Raw genomic sequence first — 5,951 nt, 5'->3', positions numbered from 1 at the left:
GCATACGACTCCGGACCGAGGTCAGCCCACGACGAGCCCCGGGCTCAGCTCTGCTTCGGGCTGACCTCGGGTGCGCCCTGGGGGGCGGGAGCCGACCCGGCCGGCTTCGCGTCGACGCCGGCCTCCTTGCGCTGCTCGGGCGTGATCGGCGCGGGCGCGGCGGTCAGCGGGTCGTAGCCGCCACCGGACTTCGGGAAGGCGATGACGTCGCGGATCGAGTCGGTGTGCGCGAGGAGTGAGACGATGCGGTCCCAGCCGAAGGCGATGCCGCCGTGCGGCGGGGCGCCGAAGGCGAAGGCCTCGAGGAGGAAGCCGAACTTCTCCTGGGCCTCCTCCTGCGAGATGCCCATCACCTGGAAGACCCGCTCCTGAACGTCGCGGCGGTGGATTCGGATCGAGCCGCCGCCGATCTCGTTGCCGTTGCAGACGATGTCGTACGCGTACGCGAGCGCCGAGCCGGGGTCGCTGTCGAAGGTGTCCTCGAACTCCTTCTTCGGTGACGTGAAGGCGTGGTGCACCGCGGTCCATGCGCTGTACCCGAGGGCGACGTCACCCGAGGCTGTCGCGTCGGCGGCCGGCTCGAAGAGCGGTGCGTCGAGGACCCAGAGGAAGCTCCAGGCGTCCTCGTCGATGAGACCGCAGCGCTTGCCGATCTCGAGGCGGGCAGCGCCGAGCAGCGCCCGCGACGCCTTGGCGGCACCGGCCGCGAAGAAGATGCAGTCGCCGGGCTGCGCGCCGACGTGGTCGGCGAGGCCGGCCCGCTCGGCGTCGGTGAGGTTCTTGGCGACCGGGCCGCCGAGCTCACCGTCCTCCTGGACGAGGACGTAGGCGAGGCCGCGGGCGCCGCGCTGCTTGGCCCACTCCTGCCAGGCGTCGAGCTGCTTGCGGGGCTGGCTCGCCCCGCCGGGCATGACGACCGCGCCGACGTAGTCGGACTGGAAGACGCGGAAGGTGGTGTCCTTGAAGTAGTCGGTGCACTCGACGAGCTCGTTGCCGAAGCGCAGGTCGGGCTTGTCGGAGCCGAAGCGGGCCATCGCGTCGTGGTAGGTCATCCGCTGGAAGGGTGCGTCGAGCTCGACGCCGATGAGCCGCCACAGCGCCGCGATGATCGCCTCGCTGAGCTCGATGACGTCGTCCTGGTCGACGAAGCTCATCTCGACGTCGAGCTGGGTGAACTCCGGCTGCCGGTCGGCGCGGAAGTCCTCGTCGCGGTAGCAGCGGGCGATCTGGTAGTAGCGCTCCATGCCGGCCACCATGAGCAGCTGCTTGAACAGCTGCGGGCTCTGCGGCAGGGCGTACCAGGAGCCCGGTGCGAGACGGGCCGGCACGAGGAAGTCGCGGGCACCCTCTGGGGTCGACCGGGTGAGTGTCGGCGTCTCGATCTCGACGAAGTCGCGGGCACCGAGCACCTCGCGCGCGGCAGCGTTCACCTTGGAGCGCAGGCGGATCGCGGCACCGGCCGAGCTCGCGCCGGGACGACGCAGGTCGAGGTAGCGGTGCTTGAGGCGGGCCTCCTCGCCGACGGTGACCCGCTCGTCGATCTGGAAGGGCAACGGTGCCGCGGGGTTGAGGACCTCGAGGTCGCTGACGATGACCTCGATCTCACCGGTCGGCAGGTCGGGGTTGGCGTTGCCCTCGGGGCGGGTGCGGACCTCGCCGGTGACCTTGACGCAGAACTCGTTGCGCACGTCGTGGGCGCCGCCCTGGGCGAGCACCTCGTCGCGCGCGACCACCTGGGCCACGCCAGAGGCGTCGCGCAGGTCGAGGAAGGCGACCCCGCCGTGGTCTCGACGCCGCGCCACCCAACCGGTGAGGGTGACGGTCTGGCCTGCGTGGTCGGCACGGAGAGTGCCGGCCTCGTGAGTGCGGAGCACGGAGGGTCCTTCCGGGACATGGGTTCGGGCGGCACGGCGGGCCACCACGGCTGGGTGGTGGACGAGCAGTGGACGAGCAGTGGACGAGCAGTGGACGAGCAGTGGACGAGCAGGGCACCCGGCCCGCACGTCGGCGGTGGGCACCGAGGACCAATCCTAGACCGCCCGCGCCCCGGCCCTTCCGCCGTGCAGCGCTCCCACACCCGCGGCCTCGGAGGCCAGGGCCGCGACGGTCGCCGCGAGCGCCGGGCGGTCGGTCATGGTGCGTCGCCGGACGAGGCTCACGGTGCGCTCGGACACCGGGTCGACGATGGGGACGGCGACGACGCCGGCGGCCGCGAACGCCTCAGTGCTGCTCGCCGTCGACGTAGAGCCACCGGCCCGCGCGACGGGCGAAGCGGCTGACCTCGTGCATCTCACCGCGACGACGCGCGGCCCCCGCTGATGGTTCGGACCACCGCGCGACGAACTCGACGACGCCGTCGTCATCGTCCGGGCCTCCGCGCTCCGTCCGGAGCACGGTGAGACAGGCCCACTGGGTCGCCGCGTCGAGCTCGAGATCGTCGGGGCGGGTCCTCGGGTGCCACGTCCGCACGAGGTATGCCGCATCACCGACCGCGAAGGCCGTGTAGCGGGAGCGCATCAGCTCCTCGGCGGTCGAGGCCGAGCGATCCCCCGCGTGCAGGGGGCCGCAGCACACGGCATACGCCGCCCCCGTGCCGCAGGGGCACGTCACGGGTCTGGCAGTCCCCAGCGGCCCGCTGGTCACGACCGCGCTGCGCGCTGGGCCTCGCGGGCCGGCCACGGCGCGTCGTGCGGCCGCAACGTCGACCAGCCACGGCCGCGGGACAGGCCCGCGGAGAGCAGCCCGACGAGCGTGGCGGAGTTGCTGATGCGGCCGGCGAGAGCCGCGTCGACGGCGTCGTCGAGCGGCACCCACAGCGGTCGCAGGCTGAGCTCCTCCGCCGTGCGCTCGTGCGCGTCGGCAGCCGCCACCTCCCGCAGGCGGCGGGCGAGGAAGATCCGCACGGGCTCGGGGAACGCGCCGGGTGACGTGATGTCGTCGGCCAGCACGTGCCACTCGTCGGCCGTCAGGTCCACCTCCTCGGCGAGCTCGCGTGCGGCGGCCTCCCACGGCGGCTCGCCGTCGACGTCGAGCAGGCCGGCGGRCAGCTCCCACACGTGACCCCCGGTCGCGTGTCGGTACTGCCGGATCATGAGCACGTGGTCAACGCCGTCCAGCTCACGCAGGGCGAGCACGGCGACGGCTCCGGGATGCGTCACGAAGTCGCGCGTCACCACGCCCCCAGCGCCGAGGTCGACGCGTTCGCGCACGACGTCGAAGATGATCCCCTCGAAGGGCGTCGTCGACTCGAGGACCGGCTCGGCGGTCCACTCCTCGACGAGGTCGGCTCCCGTGCCGCTCGGCGCGTCCAGGCTCACCGGCGGTTCAGCCTGCGTCCGAGGAGGCACCCGACGCGGACACCGAGGCGTACTCGTCCCCGTCACGCTCCGCCCGGCCCGCGTCGGCAGCGGCGCGGTGGCGCTCGACCTCCACGAGCCGCTCACTGCGCTGACGCTCGAGGGCGGCGCCGACGAGACCGGCGAAGAGCGGGTGCGCACGGTTGGGACGCGACAGGAACTCGGGGTGCGCCTGCGTCGACACGTAGTACGGGTGGACCTCACGCGGCAGCTCGACGAACTCGACGAGCATGCCGTCGGGCGACGTGCCGGAGAAGACGAGGCCCGCCTTCTCGAGGTCGTCGCGGTAGGAGTTGTTCACCTCGTAGCGGTGGCGGTGGCGCTCCCGGACCTCGGCCTGCCCGTAGGCGGCGCGGGTGACGCTGCCCTCCTTGAGAGCGGCGGGGTAGGAGCCGAGACGCATCGTGCCGCCGAGGTCGCCGGCGCCCTCGACGAACGCCTTCTGCTCCTCCATGGTCGCGATGACCGGGTGGGCCGTCTCGGGGTCGAACTCCGTCGAGCTCGCGTCCTCGTTGCCGAGGACCGTGCGGGCGTACTCGATGACCATGCACTGCAGCCCGAGGCAGATGCCGAGGGTCGGGACCTGCTTCTCGCGTGCCCACGTCAGCGCGCCGAGCTTGCCCTCGATGCCGCGCACGCCGAAGCCGCCCGGCACCAGGACCGCGTCGACCCCGCCGAGGGCCCGCTGGGCCCCGGCCGGGGTCTGGCACTCGTCGCTGGCGACCCAGCGGATCGCGACCTTCGCATCGTGGTGGAAGCCACCGGCGCGCAGCGCCTCGGTGACCGAGAGGTAGGCGTCGGGCAGGTCGATGTACTTGCCGACGAGGGCGATCTCGATGGCGTGCTCCGGGTCGTGCACGCGCTGGAGCAGCTGGTCCCACTCGGTCCAGTCGACGTCGCGGAAGCCCAGGCCGAGACGCCGGATGACGTAGGCGTCGAGCCCCTCGCGGTGCAGCACCTTGGGGATGTCGTAGATGCTCGGTGCGTCGACGCAGGCGGCGACCGCCGTGACGTCGACGTCGCACATGAGCGAGATCTTGCGTTTGATCGGGTCGGGGATCTCGCGGTCGGCACGCAGCACGAGCCCGTCGGGCTGGATGCCGACCTGCCTCAGCGCGGCGACGGAGTGCTGGGTCGGCTTCGTCTTGAGCTCGCCGCTCGGCGCGAGGTAGGGCACGAGCGAGACGTGGAGGAAGAAGCTGTTGTCGCGGCCGATGAGGTGACGCACCTGGCGTGCCGCCTCGAGGAAGGGCAGCGACTCGATGTCGCCGACGGTGCCGCCGATCTCGGTGATGATGACGTCCGGAGCGTCCGGACCTCCGGTGGCGAGGGCGCGCATGCGGGCGACGATCTCGTTGGTGATGTGCGGGATGACCTGGACGGTGTCACCGAGGTACTCGCCGCGGCGCTCCTTGGCGATGACGTGGTTGTAGACCTGTCCGGTCGTCACGTTGGCGCTGCCGACGAGGTTGACGTCGAGGAAGCGCTCGTAGTGACCGATGTCGAGGTCGGTCTCCGCCCCGTCGTCGGTCACGAAGACCTCGCCGTGCTGGAACGGGTTCATCGTCCCGGGATCGACGTTGATGTAGGGGTCGAGCTTCTGCATCGTGACCCGCAGGCCCCGCGATCTGAGAAGTCGCCCGAGGCTCGAGGCTGTCAGGCCCTTGCCGAGAGAGGAGGCAACGCCCCCGGTCACAAAGATGTGCTTCGTCGTTTCCACCACGGGCTTCGAGTCTACGTCATGCCGACGGGGTCCGCGGCGTAGCGGTCCACCCACCGGCGCGTCTCGGCGTCGGGAGTCGCCCACGTCGCGGCGCGGGCCCGTGCGGCGGCACCTCGCCGYGCCCGGTTCTCCGGGTCCGAGAGCAGGAGGTCCACCTGGGCGGCCACTGCGGACGGGTCGCCCACGGCGACAAGGCAACCCGCGTCGCCGACGAGGTCGGGGAGGCCACCGGTCCTGGTCACCACCACGGGGAGACCGGCCGCCATGGCCTCCTGGACGACGAGCGCGCGGGCCTCCCACCGGCTCGTCAGGACGAACACGTCGGCAACCCGGAGCCAGTCGCCCACGTCGGTGCGAGCCCCCACGAACCGGACGACGGGACCCTCCCCCTCCCGCTGGCGTATGCCGTCCGCCTCCTGCTCGAGTCGGGCGCGCAGCCGCTCGTCGCCGGCACCGACGCCGACCCAGGTCGCGGGGACCCGGGAGAGCCGGGCGGCCCGCACGAGCGTCGGGAGGTCCTTCTGCGGGGCGATGCGCGAGACGGTGAGCACGAGCGGCCGGTCGGGCCTGATGCCGGCTCCGGCGAGCAGGGCACCCCGCTCGGTCGGGGCGAGGGGCTCCGACTGCAGGAGGCCGACGACGGCCGCCGACGCGACGGTGGCCAGCTCGGTCCGGCGCGCCCCCAGCGAGACGGCGAGCTCGACGAGGTCGGCGCTCGCCCCGGTGACGAGGTCGGCCCGGCGCAGCGACCACTCGAGCAGGCGGCGGGTCAGGGCCGCTCCGGCGCGGGCCGGCGCGGATCGCGGGATCGGCGGCAGGGCGTTGTGCAGGGACACGACGAGCCGGGGCTGGGGCCGTGCGCGCGCGACGGC

At 72.6% G+C, this 5,951-nt stretch carries 6 protein-coding genes; all 6 read right to left on the bottom strand.

The window, feature by feature from the left end:
* Positions 1-44: 44 nt before the first annotated feature.
* The gene (gene aspS / locus AC1DP0_RS16830; protein WP_478086432.1) at positions 45-1,874 is read right to left on the bottom strand and encodes an aspartate--tRNA ligase; all 1,830 of its coding nucleotides are present in this window, start codon (positions 1,872-1,874) and stop codon (positions 45-47) included.
* Positions 1,875-2,030: 156 nt separating this feature from the next.
* Positions 2,031-2,174 carry a hypothetical protein gene (locus AC1DP0_RS16825; protein WP_478086430.1) on the bottom strand — a complete coding sequence of 48 codons (144 nt, stop codon included), beginning with the start codon at positions 2,172-2,174 and terminating at the stop codon, positions 2,031-2,033.
* A 46-nt stretch (positions 2,175-2,220) separates the two neighbouring features.
* Positions 2,221-2,610 carry a YchJ family protein gene (locus tag AC1DP0_RS16820; RefSeq protein WP_478086428.1) on the bottom strand — a complete coding sequence of 130 codons (390 nt, stop codon included), beginning with the start codon at positions 2,608-2,610 and terminating at the stop codon, positions 2,221-2,223.
* Between the two features lie 29 nt (positions 2,611-2,639).
* A complete protein-coding gene (locus AC1DP0_RS16815) occupies positions 2,640-3,317 on the bottom strand; it encodes an NUDIX domain-containing protein (protein ID WP_478086424.1) in 678 nt (225 codons plus the stop codon).
* 7 nt (positions 3,318-3,324) lie between these two features.
* Positions 3,325-5,079, bottom strand: a complete 1,755-nt coding sequence (locus AC1DP0_RS16810; RefSeq protein ID WP_478086418.1) for a CTP synthase — start codon at positions 5,077-5,079, stop codon at positions 3,325-3,327.
* 11 nt (positions 5,080-5,090) lie between these two features.
* Positions 5,091-5,951: glycosyltransferase family 4 protein (locus tag AC1DP0_RS16805; RefSeq protein ID WP_478086414.1), on the bottom strand; the 861-nt coding region annotated here is incomplete at its 5' end.

This window comes from Terrabacter sp. P5_B1 (assembly GCF_056400505.1).
This window is presented reverse-complemented; position numbering and strand designations above follow the sequence as displayed.